The sequence below is a fragment of the Sphingomonas sp. PSPC2-2 genome (assembly GCF_049897725.1).
GTDB lineage: Bacteria > Pseudomonadota > Alphaproteobacteria > Sphingomonadales > Sphingomonadaceae > Sphingomonas.
Window position 1 is genome coordinate 271,605 of sequence record NZ_JAFCWU010000003.1, and the last position, 24,309, is coordinate 295,913.

The 24,309-nt window shown below is 65.8% G+C and carries 33 protein-coding genes; 23 read left to right on the forward strand and 10 right to left on the reverse strand.

Translation table 11 applies throughout. The annotated features are described in order from the left end of the window. The first annotated feature begins 29 nt into the window (after positions 1–29). From tolR to ACP7BY_RS07865, 8 genes are all read left to right on the forward strand, one after another. The gene (tolR, locus tag ACP7BY_RS07830; protein ID WP_010405075.1) at positions 30–467 is read left to right on the forward strand and encodes a protein TolR; all 438 of its coding nucleotides are present in this window, start codon (positions 30–32) and stop codon (positions 465–467) included. After that, positions 464–1,369, forward strand: a complete 906-nt coding sequence (locus ACP7BY_RS07835) for a cell envelope biogenesis protein TolA (RefSeq protein ID WP_137902734.1) — start codon at positions 464–466, stop codon at positions 1,367–1,369. The genes tolR and ACP7BY_RS07835 overlap by 4 nt, the downstream gene beginning before the upstream one ends. 8 nt (positions 1,370–1,377) lie before the next feature. Further along, positions 1,378–2,823, forward strand: a complete 1,446-nt coding sequence (tolB, locus tag ACP7BY_RS07840) for a Tol-Pal system beta propeller repeat protein TolB (RefSeq protein WP_126849381.1) — start codon at positions 1,378–1,380, stop codon at positions 2,821–2,823. Positions 2,824–2,876: 53 nt separating this feature from the next. Then, complete coding sequence (gene pal, locus ACP7BY_RS07845; protein WP_033963920.1) at positions 2,877–3,377, forward strand: peptidoglycan-associated lipoprotein Pal; 501 nt, start codon at positions 2,877–2,879, stop codon at positions 3,375–3,377. A 162-nt stretch (positions 3,378–3,539) separates the two neighbouring features. After that, positions 3,540–4,442 (forward strand): SPFH domain-containing protein, encoded by a 903-nt coding sequence (locus ACP7BY_RS07850; protein WP_033963919.1) that lies wholly within the window; start codon positions 3,540–3,542, stop codon positions 4,440–4,442. A gap of 10 nt (positions 4,443–4,452) precedes the next feature. Beyond that, entirely contained in the window at positions 4,453–4,668 is a 216-nt protein-coding gene (locus ACP7BY_RS07855) for a toxin-antitoxin system HicB family antitoxin (protein WP_137902735.1), read from the forward strand. Next, positions 4,655–4,924: a hypothetical protein gene (locus ACP7BY_RS07860; RefSeq protein WP_137902736.1), complete on the forward strand. Its 270-nt coding sequence runs from the start codon at positions 4,655–4,657 to the stop codon at positions 4,922–4,924. The genes ACP7BY_RS07855 and ACP7BY_RS07860 overlap by 14 nt, the downstream gene beginning before the upstream one ends. Next, complete coding sequence (locus ACP7BY_RS07865) at positions 4,921–5,874, forward strand: alpha/beta hydrolase (protein WP_137902737.1); 954 nt, start codon at positions 4,921–4,923, stop codon at positions 5,872–5,874. Before ACP7BY_RS07860 ends, ACP7BY_RS07865 begins: the two co-directional genes overlap by 4 nt. Before the next feature lie 133 nt (positions 5,875–6,007). On the opposite strand, the gene ACP7BY_RS07870 is transcribed toward ACP7BY_RS07865, so the two are convergent. From ACP7BY_RS07870 to ACP7BY_RS07880, 3 genes are all read right to left on the reverse strand, one after another. Next, positions 6,008–6,883, reverse strand: coding sequence for a S1/P1 nuclease (locus ACP7BY_RS07870; protein WP_033963918.1), 876 nt, complete (start codon positions 6,881–6,883; stop codon positions 6,008–6,010). Positions 6,884–6,985: 102 nt separating this feature from the next. Continuing rightward, positions 6,986–7,900, reverse strand: a complete 915-nt coding sequence (locus tag ACP7BY_RS07875) for an isoaspartyl peptidase/L-asparaginase family protein (protein ID WP_137902738.1) — start codon at positions 7,898–7,900, stop codon at positions 6,986–6,988. Further along, complete coding sequence (locus ACP7BY_RS07880) at positions 7,897–9,039, reverse strand: acyltransferase family protein (protein WP_033965475.1); 1,143 nt, start codon at positions 9,037–9,039, stop codon at positions 7,897–7,899. The genes ACP7BY_RS07875 and ACP7BY_RS07880 overlap by 4 nt, the downstream gene beginning before the upstream one ends. Positions 9,040–9,140: 101 nt before the next feature. On the opposite strand from ACP7BY_RS07880, the gene ispG reads away from it, so the two are divergent. The 4 genes from ispG to ACP7BY_RS07900 all read left to right on the forward strand — a co-directional run bounded on the left by ispG (position 9,141) and on the right by ACP7BY_RS07900 (position 12,292). Then, a complete protein-coding gene (gene ispG, locus ACP7BY_RS07885; protein ID WP_126849373.1) occupies positions 9,141–10,265 on the forward strand; it encodes a flavodoxin-dependent (E)-4-hydroxy-3-methylbut-2-enyl-diphosphate synthase in 1,125 nt (374 codons plus the stop codon). 128 nt (positions 10,266–10,393) lie between these two features. Next, positions 10,394–10,870 (forward strand): retropepsin-like aspartic protease family protein, encoded by a 477-nt coding sequence (locus tag ACP7BY_RS07890; RefSeq protein WP_033965473.1) that lies wholly within the window; start codon positions 10,394–10,396, stop codon positions 10,868–10,870. Between the two features lie 40 nt (positions 10,871–10,910). Then, positions 10,911–11,816, forward strand: coding sequence for a DMT family transporter (locus ACP7BY_RS07895; RefSeq protein WP_033965471.1), 906 nt, complete (start codon positions 10,911–10,913; stop codon positions 11,814–11,816). Then, entirely contained in the window at positions 11,813–12,292 is a 480-nt protein-coding gene (locus ACP7BY_RS07900) for a GNAT family N-acetyltransferase (RefSeq protein WP_033965470.1), read from the forward strand. The genes ACP7BY_RS07895 and ACP7BY_RS07900 overlap by 4 nt, the downstream gene beginning before the upstream one ends. A gap of 36 nt (positions 12,293–12,328) precedes the next feature. Here ACP7BY_RS07900 and ACP7BY_RS07905 read toward each other — a convergent pair whose 3' ends face one another. From ACP7BY_RS07905 to ACP7BY_RS07915, 3 genes are read right to left on the reverse strand one after another with little or no spacing between them, the layout of a single operon-like run. After that, a complete protein-coding gene (locus tag ACP7BY_RS07905; protein ID WP_033965469.1) occupies positions 12,329–12,793 on the reverse strand; it encodes a RidA family protein in 465 nt (154 codons plus the stop codon). Then, positions 12,790–13,437, reverse strand: a complete 648-nt coding sequence (locus tag ACP7BY_RS07910) for a hypothetical protein (protein ID WP_033965468.1) — start codon at positions 13,435–13,437, stop codon at positions 12,790–12,792. The genes ACP7BY_RS07905 and ACP7BY_RS07910 overlap by 4 nt, the downstream gene beginning before the upstream one ends. After that, entirely contained in the window at positions 13,434–13,709 is a 276-nt protein-coding gene (locus ACP7BY_RS07915) for a DUF3572 domain-containing protein (protein ID WP_033965466.1), read from the reverse strand. The genes ACP7BY_RS07910 and ACP7BY_RS07915 overlap by 4 nt, the downstream gene beginning before the upstream one ends. Positions 13,710–13,746: 37 nt before the next feature. Here ACP7BY_RS07915 and ACP7BY_RS07920 point away from each other — a divergent pair, with 37 nt between their 5' ends. Next, on the forward strand, positions 13,747–14,109 hold the full coding sequence (locus ACP7BY_RS07920) for a response regulator (protein ID WP_010405037.1): 363 nt from the start codon (positions 13,747–13,749) through the stop codon (positions 14,107–14,109). Between the two features lie 28 nt (positions 14,110–14,137). Further along, on the forward strand, positions 14,138–14,332 hold the full coding sequence (locus ACP7BY_RS07925; RefSeq protein WP_033965464.1) for a hypothetical protein: 195 nt from the start codon (positions 14,138–14,140) through the stop codon (positions 14,330–14,332). A gap of 117 nt (positions 14,333–14,449) precedes the next feature. Here the strand turns inward: ACP7BY_RS07925 and rpmG are convergent, their stop codons facing one another. Beyond that, positions 14,450–14,617, reverse strand: coding sequence for a 50S ribosomal protein L33 (rpmG, locus tag ACP7BY_RS07930; protein WP_010162189.1), 168 nt, complete (start codon positions 14,615–14,617; stop codon positions 14,450–14,452). A gap of 172 nt (positions 14,618–14,789) precedes the next feature. Between rpmG and ACP7BY_RS07935 the strand changes: the two genes are divergently transcribed. From ACP7BY_RS07935 to ACP7BY_RS07945, 3 genes are all read left to right on the forward strand, one after another. Further along, positions 14,790–15,113: a hypothetical protein gene (locus ACP7BY_RS07935; protein WP_033965462.1), complete on the forward strand. Its 324-nt coding sequence runs from the start codon at positions 14,790–14,792 to the stop codon at positions 15,111–15,113. A gap of 10 nt (positions 15,114–15,123) precedes the next feature. Beyond that, positions 15,124–15,687 (forward strand): TMEM165/GDT1 family protein, encoded by a 564-nt coding sequence (locus ACP7BY_RS07940; RefSeq protein WP_033965461.1) that lies wholly within the window; start codon positions 15,124–15,126, stop codon positions 15,685–15,687. Between the two features lie 108 nt (positions 15,688–15,795). After that, complete coding sequence (locus ACP7BY_RS07945; protein WP_033965460.1) at positions 15,796–16,287, forward strand: Dps family protein; 492 nt, start codon at positions 15,796–15,798, stop codon at positions 16,285–16,287. A gap of 4 nt (positions 16,288–16,291) precedes the next feature. Here ACP7BY_RS07945 and ACP7BY_RS07950 read toward each other — a convergent pair whose 3' ends face one another. Then, positions 16,292–17,122, reverse strand: a complete 831-nt coding sequence (locus ACP7BY_RS07950; protein ID WP_137902739.1) for a metallophosphoesterase — start codon at positions 17,120–17,122, stop codon at positions 16,292–16,294. 49 nt (positions 17,123–17,171) lie between these two features. Between ACP7BY_RS07950 and ACP7BY_RS07955 the strand changes: the two genes are divergently transcribed. Together ACP7BY_RS07955 and pip are read left to right on the forward strand one after the other, a co-directional pair. Continuing rightward, a complete protein-coding gene (locus tag ACP7BY_RS07955; RefSeq protein ID WP_033965477.1) occupies positions 17,172–18,761 on the forward strand; it encodes a cisplatin damage response ATP-dependent DNA ligase in 1,590 nt (529 codons plus the stop codon). Between the two features lie 42 nt (positions 18,762–18,803). Next, positions 18,804–19,757: a prolyl aminopeptidase gene (gene pip, locus ACP7BY_RS07960; protein ID WP_137902740.1), complete on the forward strand. Its 954-nt coding sequence runs from the start codon at positions 18,804–18,806 to the stop codon at positions 19,755–19,757. Between the two features lie 157 nt (positions 19,758–19,914). Here pip and ACP7BY_RS07965 read toward each other — a convergent pair whose 3' ends face one another. Further along, on the reverse strand, positions 19,915–20,421 hold the full coding sequence (locus ACP7BY_RS07965) for a thioredoxin family protein (protein ID WP_137902741.1): 507 nt from the start codon (positions 20,419–20,421) through the stop codon (positions 19,915–19,917). A 140-nt stretch (positions 20,422–20,561) separates the two neighbouring features. Next, the gene (locus ACP7BY_RS07970; RefSeq protein WP_126845204.1) at positions 20,562–21,365 is read right to left on the reverse strand and encodes a cold-shock protein; all 804 of its coding nucleotides are present in this window, start codon (positions 21,363–21,365) and stop codon (positions 20,562–20,564) included. Positions 21,366–21,571: 206 nt separating this feature from the next. On the opposite strand from ACP7BY_RS07970, the gene ACP7BY_RS07975 reads away from it, so the two are divergent. Genes ACP7BY_RS07975 through ACP7BY_RS07990 form a run of 4 tightly spaced genes read left to right on the forward strand, consistent with a single transcriptional unit; the run spans position 21,572 to position 24,175 of the window. Beyond that, complete coding sequence (locus ACP7BY_RS07975; RefSeq protein WP_033964734.1) at positions 21,572–22,348, forward strand: TerC family protein; 777 nt, start codon at positions 21,572–21,574, stop codon at positions 22,346–22,348. A gap of 48 nt (positions 22,349–22,396) precedes the next feature. Beyond that, the gene (locus ACP7BY_RS07980; RefSeq protein WP_033964709.1) at positions 22,397–23,017 is read left to right on the forward strand and encodes a ribonuclease D; all 621 of its coding nucleotides are present in this window, start codon (positions 22,397–22,399) and stop codon (positions 23,015–23,017) included. Next, a complete protein-coding gene (lptC, locus tag ACP7BY_RS07985) occupies positions 23,010–23,645 on the forward strand; it encodes an LPS export ABC transporter periplasmic protein LptC (RefSeq protein WP_033964711.1) in 636 nt (211 codons plus the stop codon). Before ACP7BY_RS07980 ends, lptC begins: the two co-directional genes overlap by 8 nt. Before the next feature lie 5 nt (positions 23,646–23,650). Beyond that, positions 23,651–24,175, forward strand: coding sequence for an LptA/OstA family protein (locus ACP7BY_RS07990; protein WP_010405000.1), 525 nt, complete (start codon positions 23,651–23,653; stop codon positions 24,173–24,175). Positions 24,176–24,309 lie beyond the last annotated feature (134 nt).

The window sequence follows — 24,309 nt, forward strand, 5'->3', positions numbered from 1 at the left end:
TCTTGATGGCGGGCGGGGTATAAACCGCGATGGCGATGAACCTTCCCTCCCAGCGCGGCCGCGGGCGGCGCGCACCGATGGCCGACATCAACGTCACGCCGATGGTCGACGTGATGTTGGTGTTGCTCATCATCTTCATGGTCACCGCGCCGTTGCTGACGGCCGGCGTGCCGGTGAATTTGCCCGACAGCCGCGCCAAGCCGCTCGACCAGGACCAGAAGCCGGTACAGATTTCGATCGACGCGGCAGGCAAGCTGTTCGTCGACAAGGAAGCGGTCAATGAGGCGCTGCTTCCCGACATTCTGTCGCAGATCGCGGCCAAGGCCGACCCCGCCAAGCCGCCGCAAGTGTTCCTGCGCGCCGATCGCAAGCTCGATTATGGGCGGGTGATGCGCGTAATGGGCGAACTCAACCGCGCCGGGCTCAACCGCGTCGCGCTGGTCACGGTCGGCCAGGACGGCAAATGACGCGGCGTGACGGACTGGGGCTGGGGCTGGCTGTGGTCGGCCATGTCGCGGTGTTCGCGCTGCTCTCGCTTGCCTGGACGAGCGCCCCGCCCCCACCGCCGCAGAATAAGCCGATCGAAGTGTCGCTTGCCGACGATGTCGCGCTCGACCAGCACGCCCCGGCGGCACCCGAGCCGCCCGCACAGTCCGCCGCACCCGAAGCGGGGCCGCCCGAGGAAGCCCCGCCCCCGGCCAAGGTTGAGAAGGTCACGCCCGAACCGGCTCCACCCAAGCCGCAGCCGGAGGCCGCGCCCCCGCCCAAGCCAGCGCCCAAGCCCGTCCCCGCGCCCAAAAAGCCGGTGGCGGAAAAGCCGGACAAGCCGGTCAAGACCAAGACGCCGCCGGTGAAGGCTGCGGCTCCCGCAGCCAAGACCGAGGCCAAGGCGTCGGTGTCCAAGGCGGCCGGTACCAACCCGAAAGCGACCAAGCCGCGCCCGACCGGATCGCTGCTCGACGACGATTTCCGCAAAGGGCTGACCCAGTCCCCGTCGCGTGCCAAGGTGTCGCAAGCCGCCCCCGGCGCGACGATGGATGCCAAGGCGGCCGCAGACATCGGTTCGGCGATCCAGCGGCAAGTGCAACCCTGCGCCAACCGGCAGGTGATTCCCGGGCCGGGCGCGGCGAAGATCGTCGCTTATGTGCGGTTGCAGTTTAATCGCGACGGGTCGCTGGCCGCACGCCCGGCGATCCTGCCGAGGCACAGCGGCGTCGATGACGACAATCGCATCTATGTCGATGCGGTGGACCGTGCCGCGATTGCGACCTTCATGGGCTGCACGCCGCTACGGGGCCTTCCGCTCGAGCTTTATGACGTGCCACGCGGGTGGAAGGTGTTTACCCTGACCTACCACATGCCGGGCTGAGAAGGACGATGATGCTCCACAAGATGATCTTCGCGCTTGCGCTCGCCGGTGTCACCGCTGGGGCAGCCCAGGCGCAGACCGCAGCGGCTCCCTTGCCTGTGCCATTTCCCAGCGGCCCGCAGGCGACCCCGCAGACCGGGACCTCGGCACCCCAGGCACCGGGCCAGCCCGGGAGCTCCAACCCGCAGCAACAAGGGGAATTGGTGGTCGATGTCGTGGGCGGCGTGTCGGCTCCGCTCGGCATCGCCATTCCGGTTATGCCGACGTCCGAGGTGGTGAATACGCCCGCCGGGCGCACCGACCAGCTCGGGCAGCAGCTCGCGCAGATCGTCACCACCGACTTGCGCAACTCGGGCCTGTTCAAGCCGCTCGATTCGGGCGTGAAACCGGTGCTCTTCCCCGAAGTGACCGCGCCGACCTTCGACTATTGGGGTGGGGCGGGGGCGTCGGCGCTGGTACAGGGGTTCATCCGCGCCAATGGCGATGGCACGCTGACGGTCGGCTGCTATCTCTATGACGTGTTTTCGCGCGCGGAGCTGGCGCGGCAGGGCTTTGTCGTGCCGCCGAGCGAATGGCGGCGCGCCGGACACAAATGCGCCGACATGGTCTATTCGAAGCTGACCGGCGAAGGCCCGTATTTCGACAGCCGCGTCGTCTACGTCTCTGAGACGGGCCCCAAGGGCAAGCGGATCAAGCGGCTGGCAATCATGGATCAGGATGGTGGCAACCACCGCTTCCTGACCAACGGCCAGGCGATCGCGCTGACGCCGCGCCTTTCGCCCGACCAGCGCTCGATCGTTTATATGAGCTATGTCGACGATCGCCCGGCCATCTATGTTTATGATCTGGCGAGCGGCCGGCAGCGGCTGCTGGTGCCCAACACCAATTTGACGTTTGCGCCGCGCGTATCGCCCGACGGCAAGTGGGTGCTGTTCTCGATGGCGGTCGGCGGCAATACCGACATCTACCGCGTGCCGCTGAGCGGTGGCACGCCGCAGCGGCTGACCGATTCCCCCGCGATCGACACCGGCGGCACTTATTCGCCCGACGGTTCGCGCATCGTGTTCGAGAGCGATCGTTCGGGCACGCAGCAATTGTACGTGATGAACGCCGACGGATCGCAGCAGCAGCGCATCAGCTTCGGCAGCGGGCGCTATGCGACGCCGGTGTGGAGCCCACGCGGCAATCTGATCGCCTTCACCAAGATTGGCGGGTCGTTCCGCATCGGCATCATGAGCCCGGCCGGCGGCAATGAGCAATTGCTGACCGACGGTGCGCAGGATGAAGGGCCAAGCTGGTCGCCCAATGGCCGCGTGCTGATGTTCTTCCGCTCGAGCGGTGGCGGGAACGGGCGCGCCGATTTGTGGTCGGTCGATCTCACGGGGGTGAACGTTCGCCGCGTTCCGACGGTGCTCGATGGATCCGATCCCGCCTGGGGACCGTTACGCCCCTGACGCAAATTGTGTGTACGCTTGTATCACCACCTTTCCCCTAAGGAGACGCTGACATGGCTAAATTGACGACCTCGCTGCTGATCGGGACCGCATTGTTCACTGCGGCTTGCGCCAAGAAGCCGCCTGCGGTCATTCCGCCTGCGCCCGGCCCGTCGGTCGTCGATCCCAATGCCGGCCAGGGCAGCATCGCGCCAGGTTCGCGCGCCGACTTCGAGCGTTCGGTCACCAGCAACACCGTCAATTTCGCGCTCGACAGCTTCTCGCTGGATGACCGGGCACGTTCGATCCTCGACAGCCAGGCGCAGTGGCTGACGCGTTACCCCAACGTGCCGGTCAGCCTGGAAGGCCATTGCGACGAGCGCGGTACGCGCGAATATAACCTCGCGCTGGGGGATCGTCGTGCGCTCGCCGCCAAGAATTATCTGGCTGCGCGCGGCGTTGCGCCGGGTCGCATCTCGACGATCAGCTACGGCAAGGAACGCCCGATCGCACTGGGTTCGGACGAAGCTGCCTGGGCACAGAACCGCCGCGCGGTTACCATCGTTCTCAATTGAGATCGCCTGCTCCGCCTTGGCGGGGTTGAGACAAAGGGCGGCGTCGGCTTTGCCGGCGTCGCCCTTTTGCTGTCTGTCACCCGTTCGCCTCCGTCCTTTCGCCCTCTTGCGGCGCACCTGACTTCGATATAAATATGATATCATATTTAACGGGAGGAACAGATGGTCGAGTCGGGTACACGCAACACCGCGCTGACGCTGTCGCGCGAGCATGGCGCATCGACGTCGAGCGGCTATGCGATGCTGCTGGTGATGCTGGCGTCGCTGGCGCTGGGAGTTTTCGGTGTGACGTTGCTCAAGCACCAAGCCGATCTGGGCGGGCCGATCGTGGCGGTGGCGAGCATCGTGTTCGTTTTCGTGTCCGGCGGTTTCTATATGCAGCAGCCCAATCAGGCGACGGCGATCACGCTGTTCGGCGCGTATAAGGGCACCGATCGCAATACCGGTCTGCGCTGGCTGTTGCCGTGGCTGGGGCGCAAGAAGGTGTCGCTGCGCGCCAACAACATGATTTCGGAACGGCTGAAGGTGAACGACCTGCGCGGCAACCCGATCGAGATCGCGGCGCAAGTCGTGTGGCGCGTGACCGATACCGCGCAGGCGCTGTTCGATATCGACGATTACAAGGCATTCGTGATCGTCCAGATCGAGGCGGCGGTGCGCACGATCGGCGCGCGCTACCCCTATGACGATTATGAGCATCAGGAAGTGACACTGCGCGGCAATCACGATCAGGTCGGAGCGGAGCTGCGCCAGGAATTGATCGCGCGGTTGGTGACGGCGGGCATCACCGTGGACGAATGCGGCTTCACGCACTTGGCTTATGCCCCGGAAATCGCGGGCGCGATGTTGCGGCGGCAACAGGCGCAAGCGGTGGTCGCGGCGCGCAAGACATTGGTCGAGGGCGCGGTCGGCATGGTCGAGATGGCGCTGGATCTGCTCTCCGCCAAGGGGGTGGTCGAACTGGACGACGAACGCCGCGCGGCGATGGTCTCCAATCTGATGGTCGTGTTGTGCGGCGAGCGCGATACCCAGCCGGTCGTCAACGCCGGTTCGCTCTACCAATAGGACGCGCACCTTGGCGGCTCCCCCCAAAAAGGCGTTTCCCTTGCGTCTCGACCCCGCGCTGTATGCCGCGGTCGAGCGGATGGCGGCGGCCGATTTGCGGAGCGTCAATGCCGAATTCGAATGCCTCTTGCGCGAGGCGCTGGCCAAGCGCGGCGTGAAACTCGCTGCCCCCAATCCGCCCCGGCGCGGGCGCCCACCCAAGGGAGAAGACCGTGAAGACGCGTGATCTGGTCGATCATTATCGGGTCGAAAAGGGCTATTGGTTCGTGCCGCACATGTTTGGCTTCGGCGTCACGCCGGTGACGTGGCAGGGCTGGGTGGCCACGATCGTTTTTGCTGGCCTGTTGAGCGCCGACATCCTGCTCCTGCGGGACCAGATCGGGCAAATCGGCATCGGCGTGGCATTGGTCGGGCTGTTCACGATGATCGCGATCCGCAAGACGCAGGGCGGGCTGGGCTGGCATTGGGGAACGCGCAAATGATCCGCGCCACGCTTCTCGCCGCGGCGGCGCTGATCGCCTCTCCCGCTGTCGCCACGACCCCGGTGCCGACTGACCTCACCGCACCGGGCCCCGAAGGGGCGCTCGCGGGGACGCTGCTCGATCCCGACGCCAAGGCCCCGCTGGTTCTGCTGATCCCGGGGTCGGGGCCGACCGACCGCGACGGCAACAATCCGCTGGGCGTGGCGGGCGGCCCCTATCGCCAGCTCGCCGAGGCGCTCGCCGCCAAGGGCATCGCCACGCTGCGCATCGACAAGCGCGGGCTGTTCGGCAGCAAGGCGGCGCAGGCCGACCCCAATGCCGTAACCACCGCCGATTATGCCGCCGACGTACAGGCGTGGAGCAAGGTCGCACGCGCCCGGACCGGGCGCGCGTGCATCTGGCTGCTCGGCCATAGCGAGGGCGGGTTGGTCGCGTTGCAGGCCGCGCAGAGCCCCGTCGGGATCTGCGGGTTGATCCTGGTGTCGAGCGTCGGCCGCCCGATGGGGGCGGTGCTGCGCGAGCAATTGCGGGCGAACCCGGCCAATGCGCCGCTGCTGCCCGCCGCCGATGCGGCGATTGCGTCGCTGGAGGCGGGCAAACGAATCGACGCGACGCAATTGCCCGTGCCGCTGCAGACGCTGTTTCCTGACCGTTTGCAGGGCTATTGGATCGACTTGCTGTCGCACGATCCCGCACGGCTTGTTGCTGCGGTAAAACTGCCGGTGCTGATTCTGCAGGGCACGCGCGACATACAGGTGAGCGTCGCCGATGCCGAGGCGCTGCATCGCGCCCAGCCCAAGGGCACGCTGACGCTACTGCCCGGCATCAACCACGTGCTGCGGCCAGTGGCGAGCGACGATCGCGCGGCCAACCTTGCCACCTACCGCGATGCGACGCTGCCGATTTCTCCTAGCGTGGCGGACGCGGTCGCGACGTTCGTGGGGCGGTAGCGCGGGTGCGAGCTGCCCCATACCGTTCGGGCTGAGCCTGTCGAAGCCCACCCCCTCCGCGGCACGCGCCGTTGCGTGGGGGAGGGTGCCCTTCGAGAAGCTCAGGGCGAACGGAAGGCGGGGTCGAGTGGTCTCACCCCAACGCTGCGTCGAGCAATTTGGCGAGGCGCAGGCCGCCGCGTTCGACCTCGAGCCGGGCGACGGGCACGAGCTTCTCGATCGTCGCTTCGTCGAGTGTCACGCGGGCCGGGGTCGGCGCGCACGGGTCGGCCATCGCGCTGCCATAGGCTGCGTCATGCGCGACGTGCCAGCTTTCGCGGCTCCAGTCGGTGACATCCCCCGCGGCGACTTTCGCGCGCACGGCGGCCGGATAGCGGTGCACCAGTGACGGGCCGGTGGTGATGGCGCGTTCGGCGAGATAGCCGTCCCAGATGCTGTGCAGGTTGAGCCGCGGCGGGCTGTAACTGCCATAAACCGCCTTCACGTCATTGCCGCCCTTGTCGTCCTTCTCGCCGGCATGAAGTGGCTGGTGGAGATCGCCGACGAAGTGGATCAGGAAAGCGAGTGCCTCGACGCGATCCTTTTCGGGTGCGTGACGGTTCTTGAGCAAGGCGACGTCGCGCGTGATTTGCGCAGAGACGCAATTGCCGTCCTTGCACGGCACCACCAGATCGAACGGGTGGCAGATGTTCACGTCCTGAAAATGCCAAGTATAGGCATAGCCGAAGCGCGATTTGCCGTTCGCATCCTTGAGCGGCTTGACGCAATCGGCCCAGACGCTGGCTTCGGCAATGGTCGCGGCCTTGCACTCGGGCGTACCGAGCAGGTCGAAATGGCGGAGCAGGTCGCGAATCGCGGCACGCGTCTTGGGGCGGACATTGGCTTCGGCGATGCGGGCAACGGTCTGATGGCCATATTCCCAATAGGCCGAAGCGGGCGCGGCGACGGTGGCGGCCAGCAGGGTGGCGAGAACGGCAAAGCCGGGGCGAACGCGACGGATACAGGTCATGGGATGGCTTTAGTCGTGTGGCGGGCATCGCGAAAGGCGTGATCGTCCCTCACCCTTCCGCCGCCTTGCGGCTCCCTCCCTCTCCCGATGGGAGAGGGAATTTCAGTCGTCGCCGAAAATGGCGACGTCGCGCTGGCCGTCGGAGCCGAGGCGCGCGCGGTACATGCCGGGGGTGGTGAAGTGCCACAGCGCCTCACCGTTGGGGCCGGTGACGATCACCCCACCGGTGCCGCCGAGCGCGGCGACCTCTGACAGCACGGCCTGAGCCGCAACCTCGAGCGATTCGCCTGCCAGGCGCGCCCGCGCGCAGATTTCGTGGGCGACGTTGACGCGGATGAAGAACTCGCCCGCGCCAGTGCACGACACCGCGCCCGCGCGGTCATCGGCATAGGTGCCAGCCCCGATCAAAGGCGAATCGCCGATGCGACCCCAATTCTTGCCGGTCACGCCACCGGTCGAGGTTGCCGCTGCAACATGGCCCGCCGCATCGCAGGCGACCGCGCCGACCGTGCCATATTTCATGTCGACGTCGAACGCGCCGCCACCGCCGAGCATCTCATCCAACTGAGCACGGCGTTCGGGCAGGATCAGCCAGTCCTGCGTCGCGGATTCGCAACCCTGTTCCCGCGCGAAGGTTTCGGCACCCGCGCCGCTGAGCAACACGTGCGGGCTGTGCACCATCACCGCGCGGGCGAGCGACACCGGGTGGCGCGCGGTCGTAACGCCCGCCACAGCACCCGCCGCCCGGTCGCGCCCGTCCATGATCGCGGCGTCAAGCTCGGCCACGCCCGCGCGGGTCAGCGCGGCACCGCGCCCGGCGTTGAAATGCGGGTCGTCCTCCAGCACGCGCACCGCCGCTTCGACCGCGTCGAGCGCTGCACCGCCATCCGCGAGGATCGCCGCCCCGGCATTGAGCGCGCGGCCGAGACCCGCGCGCGCGCCCTCGGCTTGCGCAGGGGTGATCGTGTCGCGCGTCATTTGCCCCGCGCCGCCGTGCAGCACCAACGTCCAGCTCATCGCATCCCTTCCTTACGAGCGCGCGGTCGCAGGCCGATCAGCGGCCGCAACCAGCCGATTTCGCGCCCCACCGCATAAAAGATCCAGCAGCCGCCGAGCGTCGCCACCAGCAGGATAGCGAATTCCGCAGCGCGCGGCAGGCCGAAGTGGAGCAGCCAGCCCTCGACCCCGACGATGATCGTCTGGTGGATCAGGTAGAAGGGAAACACCGCTTCGGTCAGCACGCGTCGCCACGGGTGATCGCGATTGAGATAGGAATCGGCGAGGCCGATCAGTGCGACGATCATGCTCCAGCCCTGTAGCGCGCGGGCGCTGGCGAACAGGAGGCCCCACGGCCAGGCCGGGCTGGCGCTGTTCGGCCAGCGCAGCTCGATTGCCGCGACCAGCGCGTAGCAAACCAATGCGGTGACGAGCGCCCACGGCCACCACCGCCGCATCGCTGCAAGCCCGCTCGCGGAGCCAGCAAGCGCGAAGCCGAACAAGAAGCCTGGCAGATATTGCGCGTGCGACACCAGATCGCCGACCAGATCGTTGGTCGGCGCGACGCCGGGGAACAGCCACGCGCTGACCACCACCAGCCACACCGCCGGGATCAACCACACCAGCACGCCGCCAAACATGCGGTCGAACACAGGCTGGAGGCTCCGTTGCCCGACCAATGCGACCGCCAGCGCCAGCAGCATCGTATAGATCCACAGATAGCCGACGAACCACAGATGCTGCCAAGTCGGCAGCGCGATGCCGCTGATGGTGACAAAGCGGAAATAATCATGCCCGAGGAAATAGGGAAAGCCATGCGGATAGCCGTGCTGGGTGACCAGTTCGACCCACGGCTGCACCGGCACGATCACCACCACCCCGAACAGCAAGGGCAGGATCAGCCGCAGCGTACGGTTGGCGACGAAATCCTTGGTGCCATCCCCGCGCACCAGCAACGCGCGGCTGGCATAGCCCGACACCACGAACAGCAGCAGCAGGCGCCAGCTGTTGATCGCCAGCATCGGCACCACCACCCATGGCAGCGGCTGCGCGGTCTTGGCATGGAAGCCCCAGGGGACGAAGACCATGCCGATATGATAGAGGATGAGCAGGCCGAATGCGCCGATGCGCAACCAGTCCAGTCCGTAATGCCGTTCCATCCGGGGGCCTTAGGGTGTTGTCTTTGCGGGCGCAAACTCTAGCGGTTTCGGTTGGCGCAGGACGGCGCTATAGGGGCACCGCAACCCAGAGGAATTTCTCCATGTCCGTTCGCCCGTGGCGCGACATTACCCGCCGCAAGAGCCGCCAGATCATGGTCGGCAACGTCCCCGTCGGCGGCGACGCGCCGGTCACCGTCCAGACGATGACCAACACCCCGACCAGCGATGCCAAGGCGACGATCGACCAGATCCGCCGCTGCGAAGATGCCGGCGTCGACATCATCCGCGTGTCGTGCCCCGATGTGGAGAGCACCGCCGCGCTGAAGCAGATCGTCCGCGCGAGTCGCGTGCCGATCGTCGCCGATATCCATTTCCACTATAAGCGCGCGCTCGAAGCCGCCGATGCGGGCGCTGCGTGCCTGCGCATCAACCCCGGCAACATCGGCTCGGCCGAGCGCGTCAACGAAGTCGTCAACGCTGCCAAGGCCAATGGCTGTGCGATTCGCATCGGCGTGAATGCTGGCAGCCTCGAAAAAGACTTGCTCGAAAAGTACGGCGAGCCGTGCCCCGAGGCGCTGGTCGAATCCGCGCTCGACCATATCAAGCTGCTGCAGGACCGCGACTTTCACGAATTCAAGGTGGCGGTGAAGGCGTCCGACCTGTTCCTGGCGGTGGCGGCGTACCAGCAACTGGCCGAGACGGTCGATTGCCCGCTGCATCTGGGCATTACCGAGGCCGGCGGCTTCGTCGGCGGCACGGTGAAGTCGGCGATCGGGATCGGCTCGCTTTTGTGGTATGGCATTGGCGACACGTTGCGCGTCTCGCTTTCGGCCGAGCCCGAGGAGGAAGTGCGCGTCGGCTTCGAGATCCTGAAGGCGCTCGGCATCCGCAATCGCGGCGTGCGCGTGGTGTCGTGCCCAAGCTGCGCGCGGCAGGGCTTTGACGTGATCCGCACGGTGCAGGCGCTGGAGGAACGGCTCCAGCACATCCGCACCCCGATGTCGCTGAGCGTGCTCGGCTGCGTCGTCAACGGCCCCGGCGAAGCGCGCGAGACCGATATCGGCCTCACTGGCGGCGGCAATGGCAAGCACATGGTGTATCTGTCAGGCGTGACCGACCACACCGTGAACAGCGAGGACATGCTGGAGCATATCGTCAAGCTGGTCGAGGAAAAGGCCGCGGCGATCGAGGCGCATGAGGCGGCAGTCGCGGTGGCGGCGGAATAGGAACGCGCGCCGGGCCTTGCGCGCCCGGGATTCTGGGTATGGGGCAAGCCCCCGTTCCGCCCGCGTTGACGGCTCCTTAGGCACAAGGCTTAGCCCGACCCTAAGGAGCCACGCGCTATCAAGCCGTCATGAAAATCGCGCTTGGCCTTGTCGTTCTTGCAGGCATTGGCATTGGCCTTGCGCTTCCTGCTGCGCGACCTGCCCCGATCGCTGTCGTGGCAGCGACGCCCCCCGCCGAGATGCCCGTCGCGACCCGGATCGCACGCAGTCCCAGCGGGCACTTCCTCGCCGTCGCCAATGTCAATGACGAGCCGGTTCGCTTCCTCGTCGATACCGGTGCCGATACCGTCGCGCTGACGCTGGACGATGCACGACGCGCGCATGTCGCGTTCGATCCCGCCCAATTCACCGTGATCGGGAAAGGCGCTGCGGGCGATGTTCGCGGGCAGGAAGTGCGAATCGCCTCCATCGTGCTGGACGGCAAGCGCGCGAGTGACGTGCGCGCGGTCGTGCTTCAGGACAGCGAGATGTCGCTGCTCGGCCAGAATTACCTGCGGCACATTGGCTCGGTGAAAATAGCCGACGACACCATGACGCTGGAATGAGCGAGCCGGCGCAAGGGTGACGCTGAGGGTGCAGGCCGCTATGCCCAGCGCCATGAAGCCCGTTTCCGCCACGCTCGCCTTTACCGTCGCCGCGATCGGCATCGCCACCTATTCGACGATGGACGTGCTGATGAAGGGGCTGTCGATCGCCAGCGGGGCCTATTCGGCGGTGTTGTGGCGATCGGTGGTGGGTGTGGCGCTGCTCGGCACGGTATTCGTCGTGCGACGGCGGCCGTGGCCGGGGCGGGCGGCGTTGCGGCTGCATGTGCTGCGCGGCGCGACCGCGGGGGTATCGGTGCTGCTGTTCTTCTGGGGCCTCGCGCGGGTGCCGATGGCGCAGGGTGTGGCGCTGACCTTTCTTGCGCCGCTGATCGCCTTGTATTTCGCGGCCGCGCTGCTGGGGGAGACGATCCGGCGCGGGGCGATCCTTGGCTCGGTGGTGGCGAGCGCTGGGGTGCTGGTGATCGCTGCGGGCGAGGTGCAGGCACATGCATCGACCGCACATGTGCTGGGGTCGATCGCCATTTTCGCCGCCTCGATCTTCTATGCTTATAGCCTGATCCTGCTGCGGCAGCAGGCGCAGGTCGCCGATCCGCTGGAGGTCGCCTTGTTCACCAGCATCGTGCTGGGCGCGTTGCTGCTGATCGGCGCACCGTGGTTTTCGGGGCTGCCGACGGTGGCGCAATGGCCGCAGATCGGCGCGGCGGCGGTGCTGGGCTCGGTCTCTGCAATGGCGCTCGCCTGGGCTTACGGTCGGGCCGAGGCGCAGGTGCTGGCACCAGTGGAATATACCGCCTTTCTGTGGTCGGCTTTGCTCGGTTGGTGGGTGTTCGGCGAGACGGTGTCGCTCTACACGACCCTCGGGGCGGCGCTGATCATCGCGGGGTGCGTCGCTGCGGTGCGCGGCCATGCCGCCGCCGCCCCGCAAACCGAGGCTGCCGCATGACCCATATCCGCCCTGCCACCCCTGCCGATGTGCCGCTGATCCTGCATCTGGTGCGCGAACTCGCCGAATTTGAGCGCGAGCCCGACAAGGTGGTGGCGACCGAGCCGTTATTGCAGGACGCGCTGTTCGGGCCGCACCCCGCAGCCGAGGCGGTGATCGCCGAACTCGACGGCAAGCCCGTCGGCATGGCGTTGTTCTTCCACAATTTCTCGACCTGGACTGGCTGGCGTGGGCTGTATCTGGAGGATCTGTATGTCACGCCCGAGGCGCGCGGGGCGGGCGTGGGCAAGGCGTTGCTGAAGCATCTGGCCGCGCTGGCGGTGGCGCGGGGCTGCACGCGCTTCGAATGGTCGGTGCTCGACTGGAACGAGAAGGCGATCGACTTTTATCGCTCGATGGGGGCAGCGCCGATGGAGGAATGGACGGTGTACCGCGTCACCGGCGATGCGCTGGCGACGCTGGCACAACCGGCGTGACGGCGACGCGGGTCCACGGACCCGCGCCGATCGCGCTCAAGCGGTGATCTGAACGATCGCGTCGACTTCCACCGCCGCCCCAAGCGGGAGCGCGGCGACGCCGACGGCGCTGCGGGCGTGTTTGCCGGCTTCGCCGAACAACGCGACCATCAGGTCCGACGCGCCATTGGCGACCTTGGGCTGATCAGTGAAATCGGCGGTCGAATTGACGAACACGCCGAGCTTCACGATCCGTTCGACCCGGTGCAGCCCGCCAAGCGCTGCCTTGATCTGCGCGACAAGCATCAGCGCGCACGCTTGTGCAGCGGCAGCACCGGCTTCGAGATCGACCGAATCGCCCAGCCGCCCGGTGATGACCGCGCCATCCTTGAACGGCAATTGGCCCGAAATGTGGAGCAGCCCGTGCGCATCGACGGTCGGCACATAAGAGGCGACGGGTGCGGCGGCGGCGGGCAAAGCGAGGCCGAGTTCGGAAAGCTTGCGGTCGATACGGTCGGTCATGCGGAGGTCCTTTCGGGGGATGAGGCGGCGGGCAGCCCAGCTGCGAAACGGTCGGCGATCCACGCTTGCGCCGCCTGCCAATCATCGATGCGGACATGCGCGTCGGGCGCGGGCGGGACGTTGGGTGCGAGCGAGGGCTCGGAAATCATGTGCAGGCGGTAAACCTGCGGCGCGTGCTTGGCGACCGAGGCGTGGTGCACCGCGAGATCGTCGACGAACACCGTGACCGGGTTGCCATGTTCGGCGACCAGCCGCGCGACCGGATCGCCCTTGCCGCCCTGGTTGGTCTCGACGCGGTACGCCATGTCATGACCAAGCAATTGCGCGATGCGCGGTTCGCGATTGTGGTCGGCGAGGTTGGTCAGGATGACGACATCGGCGACTTGCGACAGCGCGGCGAGCGCTTCGCGGGCGTGGGGGACGAGCGTCTGGCGGCTCATCTCGGCGGGAAAGAAGCCCTCGAGCAGGCCCCACATCTCCTCGCGCGTCGGCACCGGGCCGCCCGAGATGCGCGTCATGCTGGTGGCGAAATCGCCGCCATTGGCGGTAAAATCGATGTCATGATGTTCGCGCAGCCACACGCCGAAATGCCGCACCATGTGCAGCAGCACTTCGTCGCAATCGCAGATCAGCAGGCCCTTCATGCGGCATTCTCCAGCGCAGCGCGGGCTGCCACAATCGCTTCGGGGCGCTCGCCAATCCCGTCGGCGCAGGCGATCAGATCGGGTTCATACGATTCCAGAAAGCCAAGCACTGCCGACAGCACCGCGGGTTCGCCCGCGCGCGTGCGCAAATCGGCGGGGGTCATGCCCGTCACATCGAGCAGGCGCAGCGCCCGGTCCGGCTCGCCCAGCGTCCACACCAGCGCGCGTAGCGCCAGTTCGGCCGGTTCGGGGTTTGTTTCTCGGGCGCGCATTGCTTAGGGAAATTCCATGGACCAGGACGATTTGGGCGTGGCAAAAAGGGTGCTCGTTGTCGAGGACAACGAACTCAACTTGAAACTTTTCTGCGATCTGCTGCGCGCGCACGAATATGTGACCGAGGGCGTGCGCGACGGGCGCGAAGCCGTGGCGCGCGCGCGCGCGTTCGCGCCCAACCTGATCGTGACCGACATCCAGCTGCCGCATCTGAGCGGCTATGATCTGATTCTGCAGTTCAAGGCCGATGAAGCCCTGCGCGATATCCCGATTATGGCAGTGACGGCCTATGCCGGGCGCGAAGATGAGGAGCGGATCCGCGCAGCGGGTGCCGATGCCTATGTGTCAAAGCCGATTTCGCTGATGCGCTTCGTGGATGCGGTGGCGGCGTTGGTCTAAGTCGTTCCAAACTCCGGGGAGATGAGCATTGACCGATTCGGATATCGCAGCGCCGGCGTATCGCAGAATCGGTGTTCCGTTGATGCTGGGCCTGATCCTGCTACCGATCGTGTTTTACTGGTTCCTATGGCGGCAGGGCTATTCGACGGCGGCCCGTATCGGGGCGGGGGTGTATCTGGTTCTTGGCTTGGCGTTATGGCTGGTGCGCATCATCCAACCGTAATCGATCGACGGTGCACAGCGCAGAAAAGCCGCAAGGTTGCCCTTGCGGCTCAAGCTCGCGACCTCCGCGCAGTGCGGCGCGGGTGTGAAAGACGGGCGGGCTATGCCGCCCGCGCGATCACTTGATCTTGGCTTCCTTGAACTCGACATGCTTGCGCACGACGGGATCATATTTGCTGAAGCTCAGCTTCTCGGTCTTGGTGCGCGGGTTCTTCTTGGTGGTGTAGAAGAAACCAGTGTCCGCCGTGCTGACGAGCTTGATCTTGACCGTGGTCGGCTTTGCCATGACCTGAATTCCTGTGATCTGAAAATGCAAAAGCGGCGAACCGGTCGCCGCTCTTAAGCGTCGCCCGATGAAGGAAGCAGCGCGTGATGTCAAGCACGACGGGACGATTCGGCAGGGCTTAAGCGCGTGTTTACCACCGCGCGCGCAAGATGCACGTCAGAGGGGACGAAATATGGCGGCACCTGACAGCGCAATCGCAATAGCCCAGGCCGAACTCGCCGCGCGAGTCGCGATGGTCGGGATGCGCGCGAGCGCCGCCTCAACCGCCGCGCTGGCGGCGGAGGTCGATTCGATTCGCGCGGCAGCGCAGGCCTATGGCCTGTATCCTGCGGTCGCAGTGACCCATGCCATCGATGCAGCGCTGGCGCGGGGCGAGCGCGGCGCGCTAGTGCTCGGCTGGATCGCGATCCTGCGCGACGCGGTATCGTCCGATCGCCACGATTCCCACGCTTGCGAAACCTTTGCTGCGGCCTGCTCGGTTCGCCTGGCCGGTTGAAGCGGAAGCAATGGACGTTCTGATGGCCGCCATCGTCGCGGCGCTGTTGGCGCAAGTAAGCGATCGCACGCCGTGGGCTGTTGCGGCGCTGGGCGACCGGTATGACGAAAAGGGCGCGGTGATCGCGGGCGTTGCGCTGGCGCTGGCGTTCGGCAATGCGGTGGGGGTCGTGGGCGGGATCCTGGTGGCACCGATGCTGTCGCCCAATGCGCAGGGGCTGTTGCTGGCACTGGCCTTGCTGTCGGGCGGCGTCGCCGGCTTCTGGCCTAGCAAGCCCGCTAAAGCACGCCGCTGGCGGCTGGGGCCGTTTGGGTCGAGCCTTGTGGCTGTGGGCGTGCTCGGCTTTGGCGATCGCACACAGTTCATCACGGCCGCTTTTGCGACGCAGGCCACCACTCCGGCCTTCGCCGGGATCGGCGCGACGATCGGCAGCCTGGCGGTGACTGTGCCCGCGACACTGCTGGGCGAACGGGGCCTGCGCAAACTGCCGACCACTGCGCTGCGCCTGGGCGCGGCGACGGTGTTGACGCTGGCGGGGGCGGTGCAGGCGTTGTCGGCGCTACGGCTCATCTAGCGATCCGATCGCTGAGATCGTAATTTTATCCAAGCCGACCGGGAGCCAATCGGCTATCGCTTCGTTGCAGCACCGAACCAAATATTCTGCCTGCGAATGGAGTAGATCATGGCCGCCGACGCACTCAAGACCCCCACCGATTTGAAGACCAATGCCGTCAAGACGGTGTCGCAGGCGCTTAACGGCATTCTCGCGGATTCGTTCGCGCTCTACCTCAAGACCAAGAATTTTCACTGGCACGTGTCGGGTCCGCATTTTCGCGACTATCACCTGATGCTGGACGAACAGGCCACCCAGATTTTTGCCGCGACCGACGATATTGCCGAGCGCGTACGCAAGATCGGCCAGACCACGCTACGCTCGATCGGCGACATTGCGCGCCACCAGACGATCAAGGACAATGACGCCGATTTCGTCGCGCCCGAAGCGATGCTGAGCGAATTGCGCGACGACAATCTCAAGCTGGTCGAAGCGCTGCGCGAAGCCAAGGACCTGGCCGATGCGGCCAAGGACAATGCGACCAGCGCCGTCATCGACGACTGGACCGATCAGGCCGAGCGCCGCGCCTGGTTCCTGTTCGAGGCTAGCCGCAAGGGCTAACGCCTTAACGCTTCGCCGGACCGACGGTGACGAGCCACAGGTCCGGCGGCGCGTGGACACGTAGCGGCGCGTTGCTGGTGCCGAGGCCACCCGACACCACCACCGTCCGGTTGCCGTCGTGGACGACGCCGCACAGATAGCGCCGCCGCGCCACCGGCACGCTGACGGGGCCAAGCAGCGGGAGTACAATCTGTCCGCAGTGCAGATGCCCCGCGAGTAGCAGCCGGAACGTCCCGGGAAACGGAGTTGGGGCGTCTGGGCTGTGGGTCAACACGACATGTGCTCCGTGCAGTTTCGCCATCGCTGCGATCGTTGTCGGAACGTTCGCATGATCGGTATCAAAATCCCCGAGCCCGCCGATCACGATCGGTCCGCGCTGAGTCGCGGTATTTTGCAAAACGGGAATGCCGATCCGTGCCAGTGCGTTGGTGACGGCTTGCGGATCTGTGTTGTAATCGTGATTGCCAAGCACCGCTACCGTGCCGAGCGGTGCCTTTAACCGCACAAGCGATTCGGCGATGAGCCGAGATCGCACCTTTGCCTGCGGCTTGTCATAGTCCGCGAGAAAGTCGCCGCCGATCAGAACCAGATCGGGCTTCAGCGCGTTGACCTGATCGACGATGCGATCGAGCCGCGCGCGGTCCATGCTGGCATTGCCGAGATGGATGTCGGTCAACAGCGCCAGCGTGATCGGCGGCGCACCCTTTGGCCAATCCGGCAACGTGACGGTTGTGCGGCGGACGATCGGATCGGCGCGGGAGGCGACATAGGCACCAAGCAGCAGAGCGAGCCCGATCAGGACCAGGCCCGCGACGAATCGAAGGATACGCGACATGGCGGGACTGCTAGCCGGACAGGGCGCGATGCGCCATGGTGCTGCGACGATGCGTGCTTTTGCCGATCTCCTGGACGGGCTGATCTACACCCGCTCGCGCAATGCGAAGCTGAAGCTGATCGTCGATTATCTGCGCGCGGTGCCCGATCCCGATCGCGGCTGGGCGATGGCGGCGCTGACCGGGGAACTCGACCTTCCCGGTGTGAAACCGGCGGTGATTCGGGCATTGATCGAGGAACGCGTGGATCCCGTGCTGTTCCGGATGAGCCGCGACTATGTCGGCGATACCGCCGAAACCGTCGCCTTGTTGTGGCCCAAGCCGCTGGTGGTGCCGGATGCGGAGCTACTCGGCATCGCGCAGGCAGTCGATCGGCTGGCGGCATTGTCGCGATCGGATACCCCCGCCGTGCTGGCCGCGATGCTCGACCGGCTCGACGCCGATGAACGCTTTGCCCTGCTCAAGATGGCAACGGGGGCGTTGCGGATCGGGGTTTCCGCGCGGCTCGCCAAAACGGCGCTGGCGCAGGCGTTCGCGCTCGATGTCGAGGCGGTGGAGGAAGTGTGGCACGGGATCGCGCCGCCTTATACCGCGCTGTTCGACTGGGCGGAGGGGCGCGGCGACCAGCCGACCAGCGCCGACGTGCCGGTGTTCCGCCCGTTCATGCTGGCGCATCCGCTGGAGGATTTGCGCGTCGATCTCGCCGATTATGCCGCCGAATGGAAATGGGACGGGATCCGCGTACAATTGGTGCATGTCGCCGGGCAAACGCGGCTGTACAGCCGGACCGGCGACGACATCACCGCCAGCTTCCCCGAAGTGGCGCGCGATTTCGCGACGCCGGGCGTGCTCGACGGCGAATTGATGGTGAAGGGCGACGCCCAAGGGGCGGCAACCGAAGAAGGGGGGGCCGCGAGCTTCAACGCCTTGCAGCAGCGTTTGGGGCGCAAGGTGGTTTCGGCGAAGATGCTGGCCGAAGCCCCGGCGTTCGTGCGGCTCTACGACATTCTTTACGATGGCGAGGAGGATCTGCGGGGCCTTCCGTGGAGCGAGCGCCGCAGGCGACTGGAGGCGTTCGTCCCGCAGCTCGATGCTGGACGGTTCGATCTCAGCACCGTCATTGCCGCTGAACATTTTTCCGCGCTCGAAGGCATACGCGCGGGCGCGCGCGATGCCGCGATCGAGGGGGTGATGCTCAAGCGGCGCGATTCGCCTTATGTCGGCGGGCGCAAGACCGGGCTGTGGTACAAATGGAAGCGCGACCCGCTGACCGCCGATTGCGTGATGCTCTATGCCCAGCGCGGGAGCGGGCGGCGATCGTCTTTCTACAGCGACTACACTTTTGGCTGCTGGACCGAACAGGGCGAGCTGCTGCCGGTGGGAAAGGCCTATTCGGGCATCACCGACGACGAATTGAAGATGCTCGATCAGTTCGTGCGCAACCATACCACGGCGCGCTTCGGCCCGGTGCGCGAGGTGGAAAAGACGCTGGTTCTCGAAATCGCCTTCGATTCGATCCACGCCTCCAAACGCCACAAATCGGGCGTAGCGATGCGCTTCCCTCGTATCGCACGCATCCGCACCGACAAGCCCGCCGCCGAGGCTGATACCGTGGCGGCGCTCAAGCGGATGATCACCTGAGGCGGCGTGACACGGCCGGGGTGCGGCCTTATCATTCCCGCGATGACCGACTTGCGCACTTTATACCCCGAGCTCGAACCCTATGCGACCGGCATGCTCGACGTCGGCGATGGGCATAGCGTCTATTACGAACGCTGCGGCACGCCGGGGGCGACGCCGGCAGTGTTCCTGCATGGCGGGCCGGGTGGCGGCATTTCGCCGAGCCATCGTCGCCTGTTCGATCCGGCGCGCTATGACGTGCTGTTGTTCGACCAGCGCGGGTGTGGGAAATCGACGCCGCATGCCTGTCTAGACGCCAACACGACCTGGCATCTGGTCGCCGATATCGAGCGGTTGCGTGCGTTGGTCGGGGTCGAGCAGTGGGTGGTGTTCGGCGGGTCGTGGGGATCGACGCTGGGGCTGGCTTATGCCGAAACGCATCCCGAACGGGTGCGTGCGCTGATCCTGCGCGGCATTTACACCGTCACCCGCGCCGAGCGGGACTGGTATTATCAGTTCGGCGTGTCCGAGATGTTCCCGGACAAATGGGCGGGCTTCCTCGCGCCGATCCCCGAAGATCAGCGCGGCGACATGGTGCAGGCCTATCGCCGCATCCTGACTGGCGATGATGCGCAAGCGCGGCTCGAAGCGGCCAAGGCATGGACGATCTGGGAAGGCGAGACGATTACTTTGCTACCCGACCCCGCGTTGAGCGAGGCGTTTCAGGACGGGCATTTCGCACTGGCCTTCGCGCGGATCGAAAATCACTTCTTCGCGCATGATGCCTGGCTGAAAGAGGGCCAGCTGCTGCGCAATGCCGGGCGGCTGGCGGGCATTCCGGGCACGATCGTGCACGGTCGCTACGACATGCCGTGCCCGGCGCGGTACGCCTTCGCGTTGCACCAGGCCTGGCCCGAAGCCGAGTTCCATCTGATCGAGGGTGCGGGGCATGCCTATAACGAGCCCGGCATCCTCGACCAGTTGATCCGCGCGACCGATCGCTTCGCGGAGGGCTGAGACTGATGCGCTCGGTTTACAGTTCGTCCGCGACCGCACCGATCCAAATTCGTCACCCCGGGCTTGTCCCGGGGTCCACCGTGCCGGGATATCTGCACCGTGGCACTGTGCATCCCAGTGGACCCCGGCACAGGGCCGGGGTGACGGGCGCAGTGGTCTAACGCACCCAGCTTGCCAGCCAGTCGGCAAGGGCTTGCGGGCTGAGGCTGCGGGCATCGGCGAGGGCGGCGGTACGGCCCGCATTCTTGAGCGAATCGGTTTTGGGGTCGACGATCAGTACGCTCGGCACGCCGCCACCGAAGTGACCGTTCAGGCCATATTTCGCAGCAATGTCGAGATTCTTGTCGAAGCGGCCGACATCGACGGTGACGATTTCATAGTGTTTGGCCAGGAAGCCGCGCAGCTCAGGCAATTCCATCGTGCCCGCGAGGAGACGGCAATCGAGGCACCAATTGCCGCCAAGGTCGATCAGCAGCAATTTGTGCTGCGCCTTGGCGCGTGCGCGGGCGGCGGCGACCTGGGCCTTTGCGTCGGCGGTTTCGTCATAGGGAAGCGGGAGCGGGGTCTTGAGCTGCGTGAAGCTGGTCGCGGCGACCTTTGGGGCAGGGGCGGCGAGGGCCGGGGCAGCAAGAGTCAGGGCGATCGCGGCGAGAACGAGGCGCATAGAGGGTCCTTCTACAGTCCTTCCGGCCAGTGCCGGGGTCGCCCGACTCGTAGGGTGGGGCGTTGAAATCGCACACAAAGAAAAACCCGGCAGGCCTAAAGGCCCACCGGGTTCAATCTTTTCGCCAGTGGCGCGAACGCTTACGCGATCGAGGTCAAATTGACCGCTGCCATCTTGCCGCGACGATCGACTTCGAGTTCGAACTCGAGCCGGTCGCCTTCGTTGAGCGAGGTCATACCACCACGCTCGACCGCCGAGATGTGCACGAACGCGTCGGGCTGCCCGTCGTCGCGCTGAATGAAGCCGAAGCCCTTCATCGCGTTGAAGAACTTGACCGTACCGGTCGCCTTCTCGCCGGTCAGCTGACGCTGCTGCGCACCGCCGGGGGCGGCACCGCGCGGTGCGCCGGGGCCTGCGTCACGGTCGCGCGGCGGGCCGCGGTCGGTGACGGGGAGAGGCTCGCCCTCGATCTTGAGGTCGGTCGCCGAAATGCGGCCGCCGCGATCGACGAGAGTGAAGCCGAGCGGCTGGCCTTCGGCCAGACCCGTCAAGCCGGCCTGCTCGACTGCGGAAATGTGCACGAACACATCTTCGCCGCCATCGTCGCGAACGACGAAGCCAAAGCCCTTCTGGCCATTGAAAAATTTGACGACGCCGGTGCCTTCGCCAACGACCTGCGGGGGCATGCCGCGGCCACCGCCGCCTGCGCCACCGCCGCCGAAGCCGCCACCCCCGCCGCTGCGGAAGCCGCCGCCACCGCCGCCACCGCCGAAGCGATCGCCACCGCCGCCGAACCGGTCACCGCCACCGCCGAAGCGATCGCCGCCACCGAACCGGTCACCGCCGCCGAAACCGCCGTCGAAGCCGCCGCTGTCGCCGAAACCGTCGCGCTTGTCGCGCCCACGCCCGCCACGATCGCCGCGGCGTCCTTTATCGAAACTCATGCCCTGTTCGTCTTCCCGGTTCGTCCGACATCGTTATAGCAACCGTTGCGTCGGACGAAAGACGCAGGGCTTCGTGCACCAAACCAAATGTGCCACCGACTCGTGTTAGCCTAAAATTTAAGGCGCTGCGAACAAATTCGTCGAAAATGCGGCGCGTCCTGTGTTGATCTTGCGCGACCGTGGCAATCCCGGCACAGGATGGTGCCATGTCGATCCTCCATTTGCTCGCCGATCCCGCCGCCTGGGCGGCGCTCGCCACATTGATCGTGATGGAGATTGTGCTCGGCATCGACAATCTCGTCTTCATTTCGCTGCTCTCGAACAAGCTGCCCGAAGGCCAGCGGGTGAAAGTGCGGCGCGTCGGCATCGGGCTGGCCTTGGGGCTGCGGCTGGTGCTGTTGTCGGCGATCGCCTGGATCGCCGGGCTGGTCGAGCCGGTGTTCGATCTCGGGATTGCCGGCGCGGTCGATGCGCACGGCGTTCCTTCCTTCGAAACCGCTTTTTCGGTGCGCGACCTGATCCTGATCGCGGGCGGGCTGTTTCTGCTGTGGAAGGCGACGACCGAAATCCATCACACGATCGACCCCGACGATTCGGGCGAGGTGCTCGACAAGAAGAGTTCGGTGGCAATGTCGTTCGGCGCGGCGATCGTGCAGATCCTGCTGCTCGACATGGTGTTCTCGATCGATTCGATCCTGACCGCGATCGGCATGACCGACGATTTGCCGGTGATGATCGTCGCCGTCATCGTCGCGGTCGGCGTGATGCTGATCGCGGCGACGCCGCTTGCCAATTTCATCGATCGCAACCCGACCGTGGTGATGCTGGCGCTCGGCTTTCTGTTGATGATCGGCGCGGTATTGATCGCAGACGGCTTCGGCGTGCATGTGCCCAAGGGGTATATCTACGCCGCGATGGCGTTTTCGGGGCTGGTCGAAACGCTCAACATCGCCGCGCGCAAGGCCCGCGCGCGCCAGCGGTAGCGGCGGACCCCCATTGAGCGCGCATCGATTCGCCGCTAGGGCCGGGCGATGACAGTGCATCTCCACGAAGAAGACATCCCCGCAAATCTGTTCGTCCCCGGCGTCGACATCGCGGTCGACACCGAGACGATGGGCCTGATCACGCCGCGCGACCGGCTGTGCCTGGTGCAGCTTTCGGATGGCGGGCCGGACGAGCATCTCGTGCGCTTTGCCCCCGACAGCGATTATGCCGCGCCCAATTTGCGCGCGCTGCTGGCCGATCCGGCGCGGGTGAAGCTGTTCCACTTCGCGCGCTTCGATCTGGCGGCGATCAGCCATTATCTCGAAGTGACCGCAGCCCCGGTCTATTGCACCAAGATCGCCTCGCGCCTCGTGCGCACCTATACCGATCGCCACGGGCTGAAGGAACTGGTGCGCGAATTGCTGGGGCAGGACATTTCCAAGGCGCAGCAATCGTCCGATTGGGGCGGCCCGGTGCTGAGCGAAGCGCAAAAGGATTATGCCGCGTCGGACGTGCGCTATCTGCACGCGATGCGCAACGAGCTTGACCTGCGCCTCGCCCGCGAAGGGCGCACCGACCTGGCACAGGCGTGCTTCCAGTTCCTGCCGTGGCGCGCCGAACTCGATCTGGCGGGTTGGCCGGAGGTCGATATTTTCGCGCATGCCTGATTCGGGGGCCATCCGCAGCCAGCGCCTGATCTGGGCGGCACCGGGCAGCAGCCACGATCGCACGATCGGCGTGCTGCGCGTGGTGTTGCCGATTCTGATCGGCGTGCTGGCGGCGTTCGTGGTGGTGCTGCCGCTGTATTCGGGCGGGGATGTCAGCTTCCTGCTCGACAAGAACAAGGTCGAAGTCGCCAAGGAGCGGTTGCGTGTCCAGTCGGCGACCTATCGCGGCAATGACGATAAGGGGCAGCCGTTCGCGCTGGTGGCAGGGTCGGCGATCCAGAAAAGCTCGGCCGAGCCGGTGGTGTGGTTGCAGAAGCTGTCGGCGCAAATCGGGTTGGCCGACGGTCCGGCTGATGTCGTCGGCGATCGCGGGCACTATAATATGGATCGCCAGCAGGTCACGATCGATGGGCCGTTGCAGGTGAAAAGCAGCGGCGGCTATCGGCTCGAGACTCAGAATTCGACCCTCGATCTCAAGTCCAAGACGCTGAAAAGCGGGGGCGCGGTCACGGGAACGGTGCCGCAGGGCACGTTCAGCGGCGACCAGATGAACGCGGATCTCGAAAACCATGTTGTTCGGCTGGACGGCAATGCCCGCTTGCGGATCGTCCCGCGAAAGACGAGATAGCGCACATGCGTCGCACCCTTGCCCTTATCGCCCTGTCGTCCGCCCTCGCGGGCGCAGCCTATGCGCAGACTGCGCATAATTCGACCGCGCCGATCAATTTCTCGGCCGACCATATCGAGCTGCAGGACAAGGCCAATCGCGCGGTGCTGACGGGCAATGTCGTGGTTAAGCAAGCCGAAATGACGCTGAATTCGGCGCGGATGACAGTCGCTTACACCGGCCAGATTGTGGATGGCAGCCCGCAAGTGTCGCGCCTCGACGCCTCGGGCAGCGTCACCGTCACGCGCCCCGACCAGACCGCGCGCAGCAATTTCGCGGTGTATGATCTCAACAAGCGCGTGGTGACGATGCTGGGCGCGGTAACGCTGATCCAGGGCGGCAACACCGTGAATGGCGGTCGGCTGACGATCAACCTCGATACCGGGCGCGCGGTGATCGACGGCAATTCGGTGGGCGGCGGTGCGACCGGAACCAAGAGCAGTGGCGGTCGCGTCAGCGGCACCTTCTCGGTGCCCAAGCGCGACAACTGAGGCGACCGCGCGCACGCTTCGGCTGGCGGCATCTTCCCAGCCGAACGGGTTTCGCCTAGGTTGCGCACGCGACCATGCACGAATCCTGCCAAATACGGCGCGGTAACCTTTCGTTCACTCTAAAGTGCGAGCAC